Annotated in this window: 16 protein-coding genes and 1 riboswitch; of the genes, 9 read left to right on the top strand and 7 right to left on the bottom strand. The window is 64.2% G+C overall.

Features of this window, described 5'->3' with window-relative positions; all coding sequences use genetic code 11:
• Positions 1-249 precede the first annotated feature (249 nt).
• From NCHOL11_RS14660 to chrA, 4 genes are all read left to right on the top strand, one after another.
• A complete protein-coding gene (locus NCHOL11_RS14660; protein ID WP_097093285.1) occupies positions 250-1704 on the top strand; it encodes an ATP-binding protein in 1455 nt (484 codons plus the stop codon).
• Positions 1701-2162, top strand: coding sequence for a low molecular weight protein-tyrosine-phosphatase (locus tag NCHOL11_RS14655; protein WP_097093284.1), 462 nt, complete (start codon positions 1701-1703; stop codon positions 2160-2162). The genes NCHOL11_RS14660 and NCHOL11_RS14655 overlap by 4 nt, the downstream gene beginning before the upstream one ends.
• Before the next feature lie 313 nt (positions 2163-2475).
• Positions 2476-3411, top strand: a complete 936-nt coding sequence (locus NCHOL11_RS14650) for a chromate resistance protein ChrB domain-containing protein (RefSeq protein WP_097093283.1) — start codon at positions 2476-2478, stop codon at positions 3409-3411.
• Positions 3408-4808 (top strand): chromate efflux transporter, encoded by a 1401-nt coding sequence (gene chrA / locus NCHOL11_RS14645; protein ID WP_097093282.1) that lies wholly within the window; start codon positions 3408-3410, stop codon positions 4806-4808. Before NCHOL11_RS14650 ends, chrA begins: the two co-directional genes overlap by 4 nt.
• A 128-nt stretch (positions 4809-4936) precedes the next feature.
• On the opposite strand, the gene NCHOL11_RS14640 is transcribed toward chrA, so the two are convergent.
• Positions 4937-7033 carry a malate synthase G gene (locus NCHOL11_RS14640; protein WP_097093281.1) on the bottom strand — a complete coding sequence of 699 codons (2097 nt, stop codon included), beginning with the start codon at positions 7031-7033 and terminating at the stop codon, positions 4937-4939.
• Positions 7034-7144: 111 nt separating this feature from the next.
• On the opposite strand from NCHOL11_RS14640, the gene NCHOL11_RS14635 reads away from it, so the two are divergent.
• The 5 genes from NCHOL11_RS14635 (at position 7145) to NCHOL11_RS14615 (ending at position 12391) form a co-directional block, all read left to right on the top strand.
• Complete coding sequence (locus tag NCHOL11_RS14635) at positions 7145-8038, top strand: LysR family transcriptional regulator (protein ID WP_097093280.1); 894 nt, start codon at positions 7145-7147, stop codon at positions 8036-8038.
• A 180-nt stretch (positions 8039-8218) separates the two neighbouring features.
• The gene (locus NCHOL11_RS14630; protein WP_097093279.1) at positions 8219-8398 is read left to right on the top strand and encodes a hypothetical protein; all 180 of its coding nucleotides are present in this window, start codon (positions 8219-8221) and stop codon (positions 8396-8398) included.
• A gap of 207 nt (positions 8399-8605) precedes the next feature.
• Positions 8606-8852: riboswitch (cobalamin riboswitch) on the top strand.
• Between the two features lie 180 nt (positions 8853-9032).
• Positions 9033-11051, top strand: coding sequence for a TonB-dependent receptor (locus tag NCHOL11_RS14625; protein WP_441339508.1), 2019 nt, complete (start codon positions 9033-9035; stop codon positions 11049-11051).
• 232 nt (positions 11052-11283) lie between these two features.
• Complete coding sequence (locus NCHOL11_RS14620) at positions 11284-11526, top strand: hypothetical protein (protein ID WP_141397879.1); 243 nt, start codon at positions 11284-11286, stop codon at positions 11524-11526.
• Between the two features lie 121 nt (positions 11527-11647).
• On the top strand, positions 11648-12391 hold the full coding sequence (locus NCHOL11_RS14615; protein WP_097093277.1) for a cytochrome c oxidase assembly protein: 744 nt from the start codon (positions 11648-11650) through the stop codon (positions 12389-12391).
• On the opposite strand, the gene NCHOL11_RS14610 is transcribed toward NCHOL11_RS14615, so the two are convergent.
• Genes NCHOL11_RS14610 through NCHOL11_RS18095 form a run of 6 tightly spaced genes read right to left on the bottom strand, consistent with a single transcriptional unit; the run spans position 12364 to position 16900 of the window.
• Positions 12364-12792 (bottom strand): c-type cytochrome, encoded by a 429-nt coding sequence (locus NCHOL11_RS14610; RefSeq protein WP_097093276.1) that lies wholly within the window; start codon positions 12790-12792, stop codon positions 12364-12366. The two genes, NCHOL11_RS14615 and NCHOL11_RS14610, sit on opposite strands and share 28 nt — an antisense overlap.
• Entirely contained in the window at positions 12789-13073 is a 285-nt protein-coding gene (locus NCHOL11_RS14605; RefSeq protein WP_097093275.1) for a hypothetical protein, read from the bottom strand. The genes NCHOL11_RS14610 and NCHOL11_RS14605 overlap by 4 nt, the downstream gene beginning before the upstream one ends.
• Positions 13070-13684, bottom strand: a complete 615-nt coding sequence (locus tag NCHOL11_RS14600) for a cytochrome c oxidase subunit 3 (protein WP_097093274.1) — start codon at positions 13682-13684, stop codon at positions 13070-13072. Before NCHOL11_RS14600 ends, NCHOL11_RS14605 begins: the two co-directional genes overlap by 4 nt.
• Positions 13681-15555, bottom strand: coding sequence for a cbb3-type cytochrome c oxidase subunit I (locus NCHOL11_RS14595; RefSeq protein ID WP_097093273.1), 1875 nt, complete (start codon positions 15553-15555; stop codon positions 13681-13683). The genes NCHOL11_RS14600 and NCHOL11_RS14595 overlap by 4 nt, the downstream gene beginning before the upstream one ends.
• Positions 15552-16514 carry a cytochrome c oxidase subunit II gene (coxB, locus tag NCHOL11_RS14590; protein WP_176502301.1) on the bottom strand — a complete coding sequence of 321 codons (963 nt, stop codon included), beginning with the start codon at positions 16512-16514 and terminating at the stop codon, positions 15552-15554. Before coxB ends, NCHOL11_RS14595 begins: the two co-directional genes overlap by 4 nt.
• Positions 16511-16900, bottom strand: a complete 390-nt coding sequence (locus NCHOL11_RS18095; protein WP_141397878.1) for a hypothetical protein — start codon at positions 16898-16900, stop codon at positions 16511-16513. The genes coxB and NCHOL11_RS18095 overlap by 4 nt, the downstream gene beginning before the upstream one ends.
• Positions 16901-16938 lie beyond the last annotated feature (38 nt).

The raw sequence follows: 16938 nt of genomic DNA, 5'->3' as shown, positions 1-16938 counted from the left end.
GCGCTGCCGCGATATCAAACTCGTCATCCCGGGCTTGACCCGGGATCCCGCTTTTCTTCAAGCCATGCGAATAAGGGAGCGAGACCCCGGGTCAAGCCCGGGGTGACCACAATAAAAACAGGCTACGGTTCTAATTCCAAGCCGCCACCCCCACCGCCCGTTCGGGCTGAGCCTGTCGAAGCCCGCCCGCGCGCGCCCTTCGCCACACCACCCTTGCGCGAATCCCACCGCCTGGGCCAAAGGACAGATGTGACCGCCACCATCAGCATAGGAACCGACGGCAACGGCAACCCCGTTCCGATCGACGTAGAGGAATTGCTCGCCACCCGCTTGCTCGTTCAGGGCAATTCGGGTTCCGGCAAGTCGCACCTCCTCCGCCGCCTGCTGGAGGAAAGCGCCGCCCTCGTCCAGCAGGTCGTCATCGACCCGGAAGGCGACTTCGTCACGTTGGCCGACGAATATGGCCATGTCGTCATCGACGCGGGCGACTATAATGAGCGCGAGATCGTCAAGATGGCCGCGCGCATCCGCGAACATCGCGCGTCGGTGGTCCTCAGCCTCGAAAGCCTCGAACTCGAAGCGCAAATGAAATGCGCCGCCACCTTCCTCTCCACCCTGTTCGACGCCCCGCGCGACCATTGGTATCCCGCCCTCGTCGTGGTGGACGAAGCGCAGATGTTCGCCCCAGTCGCCGCCGGTGACGTCTCCGACGAAGCCCGCCGCCTCAGCCTCGCCGCCATGACCAACCTCATGTGCCGCGGCCGCAAGCGCGGTCTTGCGGGCGTCATCGCCACCCAGCGCCTCGCCAAGCTCGCAAAGAATGTCGCGGCCGAGGCGTCCAACTTCCTCATGGGCCGCACCTTCCTCGACATCGACATGGCCCGCGCCGCCGACCTGCTCGGCATGGAGCGCCGCCAGGCCGAACAGATACGCGATTTGGAGCGCGGACGCTTCCTCGCGCTCGGCCCCGCCATCTGCCGCCGCCCCGTCGCGGTGAAGATCGGCACGGTGAAGACCAGCACGCGCGGCGGCACGCACAAGCTGATGCCGCCCCCCGCAGCCGCGACCGAAAATATGCAAGAGCTGCTTTTCGCCAGCGCAGGCGACGAAGACACGCTGCCCCCTCCCCCACCCCGCGCCGAACCCCCGCCGCTCCCCGCCGAGGAACTGATGCGCGCCCTCGCCGCCGCGCCCCTTGCCAAACCTGCCGCCCCCGAACTGGATTTCGGCCAGAATGAGCCCGTGGTCATCGCGGTTTTGGAAGAGATCGTCGCCGACCTGGGCGACGCGCAGCCCAGCGTAGCCACCCTCTATCAGGATTTCGGCGTCCGTTGCCGGATGAAGGGTCTGCGCACACCGCCGCTCGACCTCGCCGCCTTCCGCAAGCGCTTCGCCATGGCGCAGGCAGGCATGTTCGACGCTGCCGACCCGCGCTGGGACGACGCGATGAAGGCCGCGCAGCCCCTGCCCGAAGACATGCTCGCTCCCTTCCTCCTCATCGCCCGCGCCGCGATGCAGGGCCTGCCCTGCCCCGACGATGCCGCCCTCGCCCGCGCCTATGGCACCAGTTCGCCGGGCCGCGTCCGCCGCCTCATCGACTATATGGAAAAGATCGGCGTCATCGTCGCCCGCACCGACTTCGGCGGCCGCCGCTCGATCGGCGTGCCGCACCTCGGCCTCTCGACAGCGGCAGCCGAAGGATGAGCGTCTCTGTCCTGTTCGTCTGCCTCGGCAATATCTGCCGCTCGCCCCTTGCCGAAGCCGCCCTGCGCGCTGAAGCAGAAAAGGCGCGCCTTCAAGTCGAGGTCGATTCCGCAGGCACCGGCGACTGGCACGTAGACTGCCCGCCGGACAAGCGCGCCCAAGCCGTCGCCCTCCGCAACGGCATAGACATATCCACCTATCGCGGCCGCCAGGTCACCCCGGACGATTTCCACCGCTTCGACCATATCTTCGCCCTCGACGCGGAAAACCTCAAAAACCTCCGCCGCATCCGCCCCTCGGACGGCACCGCCGACCTCCGCCTCCTCATGGACCTCGTTCCCGGTCGCGAAGGCACCAGCGTCACCGACCCCTATTATGGCGAAGATGAAGGCTTCAATGAAACCTGGGCAGATGTGACCAAAGCCGCGAAAGCGCTCATCGAACAACTCCGAAACTAACGCCCACCGTGCTCCTGCGCAGGCAGGGATCCCATCCTTTTGGTTCACGCGGAGGCGCGGAGACGCGGAGGCTTACAGGCCCGCGCAGCGAAACAATCAAACCCCAGCTCAGTTGCAAGGCCACGCCTGTTCAAAGCCCTACCCCTTCCCCCACAAATCTCCGCGCCTCCGCGTCTCCGCGTGCAAAAATTTTTCGCGCAGAGGCGCGAACTGAACAATGCAACTTGTCCCCTGACGGGAACCAGACAGAAGCATATCACCGCTGAATGATATAGCTATTTCCCACATACAATTCATATGATACACCTGCATCATGAACTCCTGGCTAGCCCTCCTACATCAGCTCCCGGCCAAGCCACCCTATCTGCGCGTGAAAATCTGGCGCCGCCTCCAATCCATAGGCGCGGTTCCGCTCAAAAATGCCGTCCATGTCCTCCCTCAATCGGACGCGTCCGAAGCCGCCTTCCGCACCCTACTGGATGAAATCACCACCGGCGGCGGCGAAGCCATCCTCACGGAAATCCGCCTCCTCATCGGCCAATCCGACGCCGAAGTCCGCGCCCTTTTCGACACCGCCCGCGATGCCGATTATGACGACCTCGCCCAATCCGCGCGCCGCCTGCTCGAAACCGGCCCCGCCACTGCCGCAGACATCGCCAAGCTCCAGAAGCGCCTCGAAGACATCAGCCGCATCGACTTTTTCGGCGCGCACGGCCGCCAGGAAGCCGAAGCGGCGCTCACCGAACTCGACCGCCGCCGATACCAGCATCCGGACGTCACCCGCGCCGAACCGGCCGAAGCCCCGGCGATCCTCACCAACCGCATTTGGGTCACGCGCAGCGGCGTCCATGTCGATCGCATCGCCTGCGCCTGGCTTATCCAGCGCTTCATCGACCCCCATGCCCGGTTCCGTTTCGTCGACAGCCGCTCCCATGATCCGGTGCCCGGCGAGCTGCGCTTCGACATGGCCGACGCGGAATTCACCCATGAAGCCGACCGGTGCAGCTTCGAAACCCTGCTGCTGCGCGCGAACCTGACCGACGATCCCGCCCTGCAAGCCATCGGCGAGATTATCCACGAACTCGACATAGCCGACGGCAAGTTCGCCCGTCCCGAAACCGCTGGTCTCGGCGCGATGCTCTCGGGCGTCTGCGCGTCCACCGACGATGATCTTCAACGCATCGCCCTCGCCAGCGACGCCCTCAACCAGTTCCACGCCTTTTTCAGCAATCGAAAGACCGATCGATGAGCAGCAACGCCTCGACCCTCTCCGCCGCCGCCACGCCCTTGCCCGATCACGGCATCCCGCTCGGCGAAGCCACCCGCATATGGGCAAAGATCGCGGCCTTGAGCTTCGGCGGTCCTGCAGGCCAGATCGCGGTGATGCACCGCATCCTTGTCGAGGAAAAGAAGTGGATCGGGGAGGAGCGTTTCCTCCACGCCCTCAACTATTGCATGCTGCTCCCTGGCCCGGAGGCGCAGCAGCTCGCCATCTACATCGGCTGGCTGCTCCACAGGACGAAAGGCGGCCTGATTGCAGGCATCCTCTTCGTTCTTCCCGGCTTCCTCGCCATCTTGGGCCTGAGCTATATCTACGTCCTTCTCGGCAAGGTCCCGCTCGTCGAAGGGCTCTTCTTCGGCCTGAAGGCTGCCGTCCTCGCCGTCGTGGTGCAAGCGGTCGTCCGCGTCGGCTCCCGCGCGCTCAAGAACAACGTCATGCGCGGCATCGCCGCCGCCGCCTTCGTCGCCATCTTCTTCCTCGATGCGCCTTTCCCGCTGATCGTCCTTGCCGCGGGCCTCATCGGCTATCTCGGCAGCCGCAGCGGTATCGCCCAGTTCAAGGGCGGCGGCGGCCATGGTCCCGCGTCCGGCAACGTCATCCACGATCGCGACACCGCGCTCGGCGAAGCCCTTCCCGATCATGCCCGCCCGAACCTGCGCTGGTCGCTCCAGATCTCCACGGTGCTCCTGGTGCTCTGGCTTGCCCCCGTCCTCGCCCTTTTCCTCGCGCTCGGCCCAAACGATGTCTTCGCCCGCATCGCCAGCTTCTTCAGCCAGATGGCGGTCGTCACCTTCGGCGGCGCCTACGCCGTCCTCGCCTATGTCGCGCAGGAAGCGGTCGGCACGTTCGGCTGGCTCCGCCCCGGCGAGATGCTCGACGGTCTCGGCATGGCGGAAACCACGCCCGGCCCGCTGATCATGGTGACGCAGTTCGTCGGCTTCCTCGCCGCTTTTCGCGACGCCGGGATGCTGCCGCCGCTCGTCGCCGCCACACTGGGCGCGATCCTCACCACCTGGGTGACCTTCGTTCCCTGCTTCCTCTGGATCTTCGCAGGCGCGCCCTTCATCGAACGCCTGCGCGGCAACCGCGCGCTGTCCTCAGCCCTCACCGCCATCACCGCGGCGGTAGTGGGCGTGATCCTGAACCTAGCCCTCTGGTTCGCGATCCACACCCTCTTCGCCAAGGTCCACGCCGTGCCGACGCCCACCGGATCGCTCGACGTGCCCGTCCTCGCCTCGATCAACCTTCCAGCCCTGGCCCTCTCGGCCGCAGCCCTTATCGCTGTCCTGCGCTTCAAGGCCGGAGTCCTCCCCGTCCTCCTCTGCTCAGCCGCAGCTGGCGCCGCCTATGTCCTGTTGGGGTAAGCGACCCTAGCCAAAACCGTCATCCTGAACTCGTTTCAGGATCCATTGTGCCTCTACACGCCTTCCGCTCGTGGGGAGAAATGGATGCTGAAACAAGTTCAGCATGACGGCGAAGTAGAACGAACATCCTAGCCCTTCACCCTGACCCGATAGGCATGCAGCAGCGGCTCGGTATAACCATTAGGCTGCGCCACCCCCTCGAACACCAGCGCCCGCGCCGCCTGGAAGGCGATGCTCTCCTCCTCCCGCCCGCTCATCGGCTGGTAGAGCGGGTCGCCCGCATTCTGCGCATCCACCTTAGCCGCCATCCGCCGCAGCGCCGCGTCCACCTCCTCCGCCGAACACACCCCATGCAGCAGCCAATTGGCGATATGCTGCGAAGAAATCCGCAACGTCGCCCGATCCTCCATCAGCCCCACGTCATGGATATCCGGCACCTTGGAGCACCCCACGCCCTGGTCCACCCAGCGCACGACATAGCCCAGTATCCCCTGCGCATTATTGTCCAGCTCGTCCCGAACATCCTGCGCCGTCCAGTTCACCCCCGCCGCCAGCGGCATCGTCAGCAGCGCATCGAGCGAAGCCACCGCCTCCGCCTTCCGCTCCTCCTGCCGGGCAAAAACATCGACCGCATGATAATGCGTAGCGTGCAAGGTCGCGGCAGTCGGCGAAGGCACCCAAGCCGTATTCGCCCCTGTCATCGGATGCTCGACCTTCTGGTCCAGCATGTCCGCCATCCGATCCGGAGCCGCCCACATGCCCTTGCCGATCTGCGCCCGGCCCGACAGCCCGCAAGCCAGTCCGATCTGCACATTGCGATCCTCATAGGCCTTGATCCACGCCGCGCCCTTCATGTCGCCCTTGCGGATCATCGGCCCCGCCCGCATCGACGTATGGATCTCGTCGCCCGTGCGATCCAGGAAGCCGGTGTTGATGAAGACGATCCGGTCCCGCACCGCATGGATGCAGGCGGCAAGGTTGGCCGAAGTCCGCCGCTCCTCATCCATCACCCCGACCTTCAACTGATGCCGCTCCAGCCCCAGCAGATCCTCGATCGCATCGAACAGATCATTGGTGAAGGCGACCTCCTCCGGCCCATGCATCTTGGGCTTCACGATATAGATGCTGCCCGCCCGGCTGTTGACGAAGCGCCCGCCGCGCCGAATGTCGTGCAAGGCGATCAGGCTGGTGACGATCCCATCCAAAATCCCTTCCGGAGCCTCCGCCCCATCCACCAGCCGCACCGCAGGCGTCGTCATCAAATGCCCGACATTGCGCACGAACAGCAATGACCGCCCCGGCAGCGTGAACCCACTCCCATCAGGCGCAACATAGGACCGGTCGCCATTCAGCCGCCGCGTCATCATCGCGCCATTCTTCTCGAAGCTCTCCTCCAGGTCGCCTTTCATCAGCCCCAGCCAGTTGGCATAGGCCGCCACCTTGTCCGCAGCATCGACCGCCGCGACCGAATCCTCCAGGTCGCAGATGGTCGACAAAGCCGACTCCAGCACCACATCGGCCAGGTGCGCCGGGTCATCCCGCCCGATCGGATGCCCCGCATCGATCACCAGTTCGATATGCAGCCCATGATTGCGCAGCAGGATATTATCCCCTGCCCGTCCTGCGAGTTGCGAAGCATCCCGCAACACCGGCTCGCCCCCGGTCCACTCCGCCCAGCTTCCCTCCGTCAGCGGAACCGCCCGGTCCAGAAACGCCTTGGCCCAGGCAATCACCTGCGCGCCCCGCGCCGGATCATGGCCCTTGCCCGCCGCCACGCCCGGGATCGCGTCCGTCCCATACAGCGCGTCATACAGGCTCCCCCAACGCGCATTGGCCGCGTTCAACAGGAAGCGCGCATTCAGGATCGGCACCACCAGCTGCGGCCCCGCCAAGCTCGCAAGCTCCGCATCCACCCGGCCCGACCCAATGGAAAAGGGCGCAGGCTCCGCCACCAGATAGCCGATCTCCGTCAGGAAAGCCCGATAGGCCTCCGCATCGAAGGGTCGCCCCGCATGCTCCCCATGCCAGGCATCGATCTGCGCCTGAAGAGCATCGCGCTTCTCCAGCAACGCCGCATTGCGCGGCGCGAACCGCGCGAAAATCGCAGCAGCGCCTCGCCAGAACGCATCCGCCACGATCCCCGTCCCCGGCAGGACATCTTCATCGATAAAGCGCGCCAGTTCGGCGGCCACCATCAGGCCCGATTTCTCGATCATGCCGTCCATGAGCAACTCTCCATCACGAAAAACTATGGCCAAAATCTATAGACCCGGCGCCATCATCGCACTAGACGATAAAGGTTCAAAGCATCTGTTCCTTACAGGAAAAGATCATCGATGGACCCCGATTATCTTCTCTTCGCCCGCGCGGTGGACGCGGGCAGCCTCTCAGCCGCTGGCCGCATGCTCAACATCTCGCCCGCGATGATGTCGAAACGCCTCTCTCGCCTCGAAGCTCGCCTCGGCGTCCGCCTCATCCATCGCACCACGCGCCGCCTCGCCCTGACGGAAGAGGGCGCCAGCCTTCACCGCGATCTCGTCGCCATCCTCGACGCGATTGCCCAGGCGGAGGACCGCGTCACCAATCGCCACCGCACCGCGTCAGGCCCGCTGCGCATCTCCGCCCCCACCTCCTTCGGCCGCCTCCATGTCGCCCCCCATGTCGGCCGCTTCCTGGAACAGCATCCGCGCGTCGACCTCCAACTCAACCTGTCCGACGCCTATGAAGACCTGCTCGCCGAACGGATCGACCTTGCGATCCGCATCACCAGCGACATTCCCGCCCATCTGGAGGGGCATCATCTCGCCGCCAACCGCCGCATCCTCTGCGCCAGCCCCGCCTATCTCGCCGCCCACGGCACGCCGGAAAAGATCGCCGATCTCTCCCGTCACCGCCTGCTCGCAGCCGAAGGCCAACTGCCATGGCGGCTGGTCAACGGCCGCGCGCGCAAACTGATGGACGGCCAAAGCCATGTCCGCACCAACAGCAGCGAAATCGTGCGCGAACTCGCCCTGACCGGCGTCGGCATCGCCCTGCGCTCGCTCTGGGACGTGGGCGATCTGATCGCGGACGGACGCCTCGTCCGCGTCCTTGAACCTTGGGAAGGTCCCGCCGACCTCGCCGTCCACGCCGTCCACCCCCGCGCGGCGGGCCGCCCTGCCGCCGTGGACACCTTCATCGCATTCTTGCGCGAAAGCTTCCGCGACGCGCCGTGGAACAGGGGCGGTTGATAGAAAAAGCCAGGCGGGCTCCCGCTCAATCCGCTGAAAAGCCAAAATTCCATTATGCGAAAATTCGCCAGGCTCCTGTCAAAAAATAGAAGCTTTCCGGCGTTAACCTGCGTAATGGCAGCGGGAAACAGGCCGATGTTATCGTTCGAGCCATAAGAAACTTGAGAGAGGATATGGGCCATGCGCCCCAATGACGCGTCACATTTTTCCGCCTGCGCCGCCCAGGAAGCGCGGCAAGCCAGGGAAGCCCGCCTGCGCGGCGCCGACCAGGCAACCATCGCCCTCCACAATGAACGCGCCGTCCGCTACCAGGCCATGGCCCTCCGCCTCCAGCGAGAACGCGGCACGACCCTGAACTGATTGGCGCGAAGGCCCAGCACCCCCAATTCCCTCTCCCCTTCAGGGGAGAGGGTGCCGAGCGAAGCGAAGGCGGGAGAGGGGAACACAAAGCTCAGCCGTCGCCCCCTCTCCCCACCCCTCTCCCCTAAAGGGGAGAGGGAGCAATCCCCACCACCCCCTTGCCCCACACCCCCACCTCCGCTATCGCCCCCTCACCCGGGGCAACCCCCCGGGCATGATCGCGCCGGTGCCTCGAAAGAGGCTTAAAAGGGAACATGGTGAAGGAGGCATCCGCCTCCCCAAGCCAGGGCTGTCCCTGCAACTGTAAGCGGCGAGCGCGATGCACATCGCCCCACCTCACAGGCAGGTTGGGGCAAGTCACTGGGCCGGACGCTAAATCCTGCGAGGCCTGGGAAGGCCGTGCATCAAGCGATGACCCGCGAGCCAGGATACCTGCCAGCGTCTGGTCGCTCTTGCCTTGGTCCAGGGGATGGCCGCGGCACGGTGAACTCCGTCTGAGCGACGAACGAGCGGCAAGAGGCCGCTTCGGTGACGCTGGCGGCCGCCTAGGGGGCGTCCGGCCGTCGGCGTGCGCCGGTCGTCGCCTGACGACAGGTCTCTTGCCGGATGTCGCCAGACGCCCGGAGTGCATGATGTGAAACTTCCCGATCATTTCCACCGCGCCGCCTGGGCGCTGACCGCCACTCTCCTCCTCCTGCCAGCTTTTGCCGCCGAAGCGGCCGATGCGGGCGAAGATGCCAGCGCCATCATCGTCTTCGGCCGGGGCGAGGACAAGATCGGCACCGCTCATGCGGCGAGTGAAGGCAGCGTCGGCGGCGCTGACCTTCTCGTCCGCCCGCTGCTGCGCGTCGCCGAACTGCTCGAAGCCGTGCCGGGCATGGTCGCGGCCCAGCATTCGGGCAGCGGCAAGGCCAATCAATATTTCCTGCGCGGCTTCAACCTCGACCATGGGTCGGACTTCACCACCTATATCGACGGGGTTCAGATGAATTTCCGCAGCCATGGCCACGGCCAGGGCTATCTCGACCTCAATGGGCTCATCCCCGAAATCATCGCGCGGGAGGATTTTCGCAAAGGTCCCTATCGCGCCGATGGCGGCGACTTCGCGCTTGCGGGCGCGGCCTATATGACCACGATCGACGGCTATGACCGCCCATGGGTCGCGGCGGAGGGCGGCTCCTTCGGCTGGCGCAGGCTGGCGTCGGGCGGCACGGTAAAGGCGGGCGCGGGCAATCTCACCCTGGTCGCGCAGGCCAAGGCCTATGACGGGCCATGGCAGGAGCCTGAACATCTGCGCCATTATGCGGGCTTCGCCAAATATACGCTCCCCACAGGGGCCGGAAAGATCGACGCCACGCTTCACGCCTATCGCGCGACATGGCGACCGACCGAGCAAATTCCCGAGCGCATCGTCGGCACGCCGCTCTGCCCCGATGTCTTCTGTTCGCCCGATCCGTCCGCGCGCGGTGAAACCACCCGCATTATCGGCAATCTCGCCACCATTCAGCCGACATGGCGCGCCAATCTGTACGCCCAGTTCTACGACTGGACGATGTTCTCCAACCCCACCTACACCGACCCCGACGGCACCAGCGCGCAGATACAGCAATTCGACCGCCGCTGGGTCCTCGGTTTCACGGGCGAAAAGCGCTGGGATGTCGACCCCGCGCTGCAACTGAAGCTCGGCACGGAAAACCGTTATGACGCGATCGGCAATGTCGGCGTCAACCGAACCGCAGGGCGCGCTTTCCTCTCCTCGCTTGGCCGCTATCGCGTCAACCAAGGCTCGGCCGCGCTTTATGGCGAAGCGACCGTCACGCCCCTTCCCGGCCTGCGCGTGACCGGCGGGGTGCGAGGCGACTATTATCATTATGATGTCCGCAGCCGGGACGCCGTCGCCGCCGCATTGGGTGAAGGCAGCGGCTCGGACACGCTCGTCTCTCCCAAGGCGTCGGCCGCATGGGCGATTACCCCGCAGGTCGAACTCTATGCCAATTGGGGCCGGGGCTTCCATTCCAATGACGCGCGCGGCGCGGTCAATGTGGACACGCCTGTTCCCATGCTCGTGCGCGGCACCGGCAAGGAACTGGGCGGCCGGCTTCAGCTTCCCGGCTTCACCTTCACCGCGACCTATTGGTGGCTGAACGTCGGCAGCGAGTTGCGCTTCGTCGGCGATTCCAACGCGGTCGAACCCAGCGGAGCCAGCCGCCGCCATGGCTATGAGCTTGTCGCCTTCTGGCGGCCACTCCCCTGGCTTGCCTTCGACGGCAATTACACCGCCAGCCACAGCCGCTACACCAACGGCGATCATATCCCCAACGCCTTCAGGAACGCAGCGTCCGCCGGGGCGGCCATCGTCCTTGACCCATGGGAAGCAAGCATCCGCGTCCGCCATCTCGGGCCCTCTCCCCTGATCGAGGACAATAGCGTGCGCGATCCCGGCAGCACTGTCGTCAATGCCCGCGCCGCCTGGAAGGGGAGGCGAGTGCAAGTCTATGCCGAACTGCTCAATATCCTGGGCAGCCGGGACAAGGACATCGCCTATTATTACGAATCCTACATCCCCGCCGCCGATGCGGAGCCGGTCGAAGGACGGCTGAGCCGCGTCGTCGAACCGCGCACCCTGCGTGGCGGGATCAAGTTCCTCTTCTGACAATGGGAAGCGAAGGCTGGTCGTTGGCAGGAGACCGGCCTTCGCGATCAACGACTTACTTATGGGACGGAAGTGTTCGTAAAGTAAAAGCCAGACATTATTTATTTAAACAGGTTAAAAGTCTTGGAGTTCAGCATGGAAATTTTGGGCTATGGTTGACGCGCTTTCGCCGCTGTGCAACTTTCCCTTACGGCAATCTGGACAAAGAATCAGTTGCCAGGAGAGGATGTCCATGACCCACCCACCTTTGCGGGGCGCCGTTTTTCACGCCATCTTGCGCGACTGCCTGGAAGCGCAGCGCGCGCCCAAGGAAACCGAAATACAACTGGTCGCCTGCAAGATCTGGCAGGACAGTTTCGCTGCAATATCGCACAAGAACTGGCATGATCTCGTGCCCGGCAGCGAAGAATATGAATACACCCTCAACGCCGCCCGCATGGCCTTCGGCATCCACGCAGCCAACAGCGCTGCCTGAATCCTGACCTTCAGGTCAATTTTCGGCCCCAAATCTCCAAAACCCTTTCAATTCACCATCTCCTTCATGGGAACGATCCTCCCCCTCACGACTTGGTGACGGAAACAGAGGATCGTCCCGGTTGGAAAATCCCACCCCCTATTGCGGCATCGCTCCCCTGCCCGCGGAGTTCTGGACCCGGTGGAACTGGGACCCGCTATTGCTGCTGGCCATCGCCGCCACCCTCTTCCTTTCCCTGCGCCTTCCTCCCCATTCGCGAAAACCCGCGATCGCCTTCACGGGCATCTGGGCAATTCTCTACATTTCCCCATTCTGCGCGATCGGCTCGGCTCTCTTCTCCGCCCGGTCAGTCCATCATCTCGTCCTGATCCTGATAGCCGCCCCCCTGCTCGCCCGCGCGGCAGCCATGCTCCCCAAACGCGGATCGCTCGCCAGCTGGACGGTTCTTCAGGCGCTGGTCCTCTGGTTCTGGCACGCTCCGCCAGCATATGATCTGGCGCTGTCCAATTCCGCCGCCTTCTGGCTGATGCAACTCAGCATCCTTCTTTCCGCCACCGGCTTCTGGCACGCTCTCGCCCGTTCGGAACTCCCCGGCCGGATCATCGCCCTGTTCGCAACCATGATGCAGATGAGCTTGCTCGGCGCGTTGCTCGCCTTTGCCCAAAGCGCCCTCTACCGCCCGCACTGGCTGACAACCCAGCCTTGGGGCATGAGCCCGCTCGACGACCAGCAGCTTGCAGGCATCCTCATGTGGATTCCCGGCGGCACGCTCTATCTCGCCGCCGCCCTCTTCTACGCCTGGCACATCCTCGCCGAACAGCAGGATGACGGGCCAGCCTATGTTTCCCTGGGCGAAAGGGTATAGAGATAAGCGGCGATGTCGCGCGCTTCCTTTTCCCCTATGCCCATGTTCGGCATGGCGTTGCCCGGCACCACCGATTGCGGATAGCGAATCCACCGCACCAGCGCGTCCGGATCGTTCCGCAGCATCCCCGCCACGGTTTTGCGCGCGGCAAAGCCAGCCAAGGAGGGCCCCACCGCCCCACGCGATGCCGCTATGCCAGGTATCTCATGACAGGCGCTACATTGCCTCGCCACGATCGCCCGCTCGCCCCGTTCCACAACGCCGCCCGTAAGTGCCTGCGCATGCTTCTCCTGCCTGCTCATCTCCTGCCGCTGTTGCACGACGAAGCTGCCAATCGCCCCCACCGCGCCAAAGCCAGCCAACACCGCCACAAGCCACAGGCTGTCAGGAACGCGCCTCATGCCCGGCACCCCTCCAGGATCAGCAGAGCCAGTGCCTGGAACATCAACGCCAGAAAGAATATCCCCACCCACAAGAACGCCCCCCATTTCCCCGGCGCCAGCCTCACCAGCCCCCAGGAAGCGGTGCCAGCGATCAGTAGAAACAGCGCAATCCCAGCGCCCGGCCAATATGTGCCCGCCCGGCACCAGGCATGCAGGAAAAAGCTGATCCCCTGCTGGCTCGCGAACCAGAGCAGCGGAGGTCCGGCGAAAAGGATGGCGTAGCGCGCGTTCCTGCTCATGCCAGCCTCGGTGCCCAGTAGATCAAGGCGTAAAGCGGCAGCCAGCTGAGCTCGACGAACCGCCAGTAATTCGCATTGTCCTCCACATCGGCAAACTGCCGGTCGCCCACTTCATGCGTGTGCAGCCAGAGCGCTAGTACCAGCGTGTCTCCCCAGTCAGTGATCAGATGAACCGTGTGCAGGATCATCAGCATCCACAGCACCGACCCATAGGCGTGCTCATCCCAGCGCAGCCCCAGCGCGGTGAACTCCAGCGCACGCGGTATGAACAGGAGAAACGCGGCCAGCGTCATGATGATGATGCCGATGCGCACAGCCCTCTCATCCCTCGCGCTGGCCTTCTTGATCAGCCAACGGTTCGGAATTTCACTGAGCAACAGCCCGATCGTGAAGACGATGCCCCAGACCAGCTGCGGCGGCGCGAACCCCTTCGGCGGCCAATCGGGACCCGCCATCATCAGGTAGAGATAAGACCCGCCCGCCAGCAGAAAGGCGGTTCCTTCGATCAGCATGAAACCGGCATTGCCCCACCAGGCAAGGCTTGCCGGACCATCCTTGCTCTCCGGCAAGCTCGACAGGTCCCCCTGCACATAGACTGGCCGATCGGTCATGCCTGCGCCTCCTTCCGCCGTGGCCGCGTGGGCCAGAACCAGGCCGTCAACACCAGCGCCAGCGGCACAGCACCCCAAACCAGCGCCCAGGGCGTGTAGATGCTGCCCACGAACAAGGCCGATGTCACCAGCGCGGCAACCAGCGGCCAGATGGACGGCCCGGGACTTGGCTGGCGACATTGGGGATTGGCGTCCACCAAGGACGTGACCAGCGCTTCCCGGCATCGGCTGGAAAGACCCCGCATCACCGGGAAGGGCCCAAGCGGATTGTCCCACATCGGCGCCGCGCTCTGCACCACCGGCACGTCGGCGAAGGCATAGTTGGAGGGCGGCGAACGGGTTGCCCATTCCAGCGTCGACCCGCTCCAGGGGTCCGCGCCTGATCTTTTCCCGCGCCAATAGCTGATCAACGCGTTCGCCACAAAGATCGAAGCTCCCACCGAAGCGATGACGGTTCCCCCCGTCGCCACCAGGTTCAGATCACCCCAGCCCATCTCCGGCCCATAGGTATAGATGCGGCGTGGCATGCCCATCAGGCCCAATATGTGCATCGGAAAAAAGGCGATGTTGAAGCCGCCAACGATCAGCGCGCAACTTACGATGCCCCAGCCATCGGACATCAACCGGCCCGTCGCCTTGGGATACCAATAGGTGAAAGCGCCAAATAGCGGGAACATCGCTCCGCCGATCAGGACATAGTGAAGGTGCGCGACCACGAAATAGGTGTCGGTGAGCTGCAGGTCGAGCGGCGCCGACGCCGTCATTATGCCGGACAGCCCTCCGATTACGAAGGTCAGGATGAATGCGATGATCCACAGCAATGGCGTGCGGTAACTTGGCTTGCCAAGTGCGATCGTAGCGATGAAGCAGAATATCTGGATACCGGCAGGCAAGGCGATCGCCATGCTCGCTGCCGTGTACAGCGCGTTACCGACCTTCGGCAGGCCGACGGCAAACATGTGATGCACCCAAAGTCCAAATGCCAGGATCGCGATGGCCAGCATAGACAGCACGACCGGCACATGACCGAACAGGCGGCGGCGGGAGAAGGTCTCGACGATCGCCGACACGAAGCCTACCCCCGGCAGGAAGATGATATAGACTTCAGGATGGCCAAAGAACCAAAAGAGGTGCTGGAACAACAGTACGTCGCCGCCGCCAGCCGGACTGAAGAAATGGGTGGATACCAGCCGGTCCGCGATGAGCATCGACGTCACCAGCATCACCGCCGGCAAGGCGATAATCGTCATCACCGCCGACACCAGCATGGCCCAGAGAAAGGCGGGCATCTTCGCCAGCGTCATGCCGGGCGGCCGCATCTTCAGGATCGTGACCGCGACATTGACCGACACTGCCAGCGCCGCCACCTCCGTAAAGGTGATCATCTGCGCCCAGATGTCGGCGCGGTGGCCGGGCGAATAGGATGGGCCCGAGAGTGGCGGATATTCGAACCAACCCAGGTCCGGCGTCACGCCCAGCGTGTGCGGCACCCACAGCATCATCACCCCACCCAGGTACAGCCAGTAGCTGAAGGCATTGAGCCGCGGGAAAGCCATTGTCCGCTGCCCCAGCATCAAAGGCACCAGCCACATGGCCATGGCTTCCATGACCGGCACGGACACCAGAAACAACATGGTGGATCCGTGCAGCGCAAAGGATTCATTATAAAGCTGCGCCGTCATCCGGTGCATCTGCGGCTGGCTGAGCTGCACCCGCATGTCGAGCGCCAGAAGTCCGGACAGGATCAGCAACGCGATCGCCGTCAGCACATATCGGGCAGCGATCCGCCGAGGATTGACGGTGGTCAGGAAGCCCCAGATGCCGGGCGGGTCCGACCATGTCGCCTGAAGCTGCTCATGGCGCTGGCTCATCGCAGCGTCTCCAGATAGCTGGCGACGGCTTCGGCATCCTGCGGCGACAGGTCGCTCGGGGGCATCGACGTCCCCGGCTTGATCGCCTGCGGCTGAATGATCCAGCCGCGCAGGCTGCCATGGGTCATCGGCGCAGTCCCAGCTGCAATGGTCCGGCGGGATGCCACATGCGTGAGATCAGGCCCGACCCGCCCCCGCGCCTCGGTGCCGCGCACTTGATGGCAAACCGCACAACTGGCGCTTTCGAAGACCTTACGCCCAGCAGCCACGCCTTCCCCGGGCGACACAGGTCGCGCCTGTCCAGCGAGCCAGCGGTCGAACTCACCGACCTGCTCGACCTTCACGGCCAGCGCCATATTGGCATGCTGCGTCCCGCAAAATTCGGCACATTGCCCCCTGAACCAGCCGTTGGTGCGGCCGGTCACGGTCATCCTGTTTATCTTGCCCGGTATCATATCCATCTTGCCCGCAAGGTTGGGCACCCAAAAACTATGGATCACGTCCGCCGCGCGCAGTTCCAGCAGCACGGGCACGCCAGCGGGCAGGTGGAGTTCATTCGCGGTCTCTATCCACCGCCCATTTCCCGCCTGATATTCGATGCGCCACCACCATTGATGCCCGGTGACACGTACCTGCAACGGGACTTGCTGTCTCTGCCCCAGCGACCGGTCGGCGAGAAAGCTCGCAACGACCAGCAGGATGAGGCCGAGCAGTATGAACCCGACCCATCCCGCCATCAGCTTGTGATAAGGCTGCTCGCTCGTATCCGCCGCCGATCGTCTGCGGATCAGCCCCCATCCTAGGAACAGAATGACCAGCAGATAGGCAATGCCGCATACCCACATCATCAATCGGAACAGGGAGATCAGCGTTGCCGCCTGATCGCCTGCGACATGCATCGCGGATTGCTGCCCGGCGCATCCCGCGAGCAACAGGGTAATGAGAGCAAAGGCCCTCATAACGGCCCCTGCCACTGTCCGGCGGTCGGCTCGCCCTTCTGATCCACCGCTTGCCGGTGCCGCTTGGCCGCGTCGGTGACGGTCAGCGAATTCAGATAGGCGCTGATCTGCCATCTTTGTTCCGCAGCTATCTTCCGGTCATATCCTTTATGCCCGATGCGCGCATAATAGGTGACGAACGGCAGCCGCGGCGGCCAGCCCGTCTTGGGCTCCCCATGGCAGGAGGTGCAGCCATACCAGGTGAAATAGCGCCCACCCTGCGAAATCTGGTAGAAATTGCCCTTGATCGCTGCGATCCGTGGATCATCAGGTCCGGTGGGTGGGGATGTCGGCTGCGCGGCTACCAGCGTGCGCTGCTCGGCGCTGCAACCGGCCAGGAGGGTCATCCCGATGATCCAACCAGAACCTAATCGCATGGAAGGCA

The organism is Novosphingobium sp. Chol11 (genome assembly GCF_900218065.1).
Taxonomy (GTDB): Bacteria; Pseudomonadota; Alphaproteobacteria; order Sphingomonadales; family Sphingomonadaceae; genus Sphingobium; species Sphingobium agri.
This window is presented reverse-complemented; position numbering and strand designations above follow the sequence as displayed.

Bases quoted from the DNA above. Each gene is read 5' to 3' on its own strand.
- NCHOL11_RS14655 (WP_097093284.1), top strand. From the start codon at position 1,701: ATGAGCGTCTCTGTCCTGTTCGTCTGCCTCGGCAATATCTGCCGCTCG.
- NCHOL11_RS14650 (WP_097093283.1), top strand. From the start codon at position 2,476: ATGAACTCCTGGCTAGCCCTCCTACATCAGCTCCCGGCCAAGCCACCC.
- chrA (WP_097093282.1), top strand. From the start codon at position 3,408: ATGAGCAGCAACGCCTCGACCCTCTCCGCCGCCGCCACGCCCTTGCCC.
- NCHOL11_RS14640 (WP_097093281.1), bottom strand. From the start codon at position 7,033: ATGGACGGCATGATCGAGAAATCGGGCCTGATGGTGGCCGCCGAACTG.
- NCHOL11_RS14635 (WP_097093280.1), top strand. From the start codon at position 7,145: ATGGACCCCGATTATCTTCTCTTCGCCCGCGCGGTGGACGCGGGCAGC.
- NCHOL11_RS14630 (WP_097093279.1), top strand. From the start codon at position 8,219: ATGCGCCCCAATGACGCGTCACATTTTTCCGCCTGCGCCGCCCAGGAA.
- NCHOL11_RS14620 (WP_141397879.1), top strand. From the start codon at position 11,284: ATGACCCACCCACCTTTGCGGGGCGCCGTTTTTCACGCCATCTTGCGC.
- NCHOL11_RS14610 (WP_097093276.1), bottom strand. From the start codon at position 12,792: ATGAGGCGCGTTCCTGACAGCCTGTGGCTTGTGGCGGTGTTGGCTGGC.
- NCHOL11_RS14605 (WP_097093275.1), bottom strand. From the start codon at position 13,073: ATGAGCAGGAACGCGCGCTACGCCATCCTTTTCGCCGGACCTCCGCTG.
- NCHOL11_RS14600 (WP_097093274.1), bottom strand. From the start codon at position 13,684: ATGACCGATCGGCCAGTCTATGTGCAGGGGGACCTGTCGAGCTTGCCG.
- NCHOL11_RS14595 (WP_097093273.1), bottom strand. From the start codon at position 15,555: ATGAGCCAGCGCCATGAGCAGCTTCAGGCGACATGGTCGGACCCGCCC.
- coxB (WP_176502301.1), bottom strand. From the start codon at position 16,514: ATGAGGGCCTTTGCTCTCATTACCCTGTTGCTCGCGGGATGCGCCGGG.
- NCHOL11_RS18095 (WP_141397878.1), bottom strand. From the start codon at position 16,900: ATGACCCTCCTGGCCGGTTGCAGCGCCGAGCAGCGCACGCTGGTAGCC.